Source organism: Oleiphilus sp. HI0079 (genome assembly GCF_001635105.1).
In genome coordinates this window covers 1-945 of record NZ_LWFT01001354.1, presented here as the reverse complement: position 1 = coordinate 945, position 945 = coordinate 1, and the positions used below count along the sequence as shown (strand labels likewise).

The following is a 945-nucleotide window of genomic DNA, read 5'->3' as shown; positions in this document are numbered from 1 at the left end:
CGCAACAGCTTCAAGAATTCTTGTCGATAGACCTAGGGTATCAAAGCTCATTGGCGATCTCTTAGTTAGGTAAGCAAAGGTTCCGATTACAATTGAGGGAAATCGGAGGAGAGCAATTTCTGCGCAGTATATAGAGTGTTGGCGCGATACGGTACTTTTATCGATTAGAAACTCGTAGAAGCATTTGAGGAGAATTCATTGCGCTCTTCGATGACAGATTGTTTTTTTATGATCCATCTTCCCAGGTCGGGATAGGTAGATAAAAAGCTGCTAAAGCAGCTTTTTATCTCAAAACGTATTAATTATGAGCTAGGGATTAGCCCGCATAGCAACCCTGATTAGAATTTGGCTGAAACCCAAACCCAGGCCTTGTCAGTATCGACTTTGCCAAAAGCCGCATCTCCTGCCGAGTACATTGCATACTTCAAACCACCCGAATAGGTATCATTGAATTTCTTAGCGGCAAGCAGATCAACTTCCGTACCAAGATCATCAGAACCTCCATTGCTCACGTCGGCAGAAAAATCATGATAAATAGCAGCAAGCTTAATACCCGAGACCTTCGTTCCTACACTCACATACAAATCTTCAAGCCCCTGATCAGGCGTGCCTAGAAATTGGTCAGCCCAGCCATTGAACTTATGCAAGGTAGCCAAGGGTGTCGAGAAACCATAATTTCCCTCGTCTGAGCCCAGCGACTCGAAACCAAGCTTCGCGGTAATTCCACTAACAGATGCGCCAAGTTCAAGGGCCAGATAATCAGCGTCTAGATCAGCGGAACCTGCTTCAGATTTTTCCTGCGTGGCATATTCAGCGGCATATAGAATAGTCACATCCTCTGACGCAGGCTTTTTACCAGCAAACCTTAAACCATACGTATCGAGACTATTGTCGATGTTTTGGTCCACCTCTAATAGATATGCATAAGCACTAAGCTTACCCAAA

Annotated in this window: 1 pseudogene; it reads right to left on the bottom strand. The window is 44.6% G+C overall.

From position 1 onward, the window contains the following. Positions 1-338: 338 nt before the first annotated feature. Positions 339-945 (bottom strand): annotated as a pseudogene (locus tag A3750_RS26590) (hypothetical protein); the annotation flags it as partial.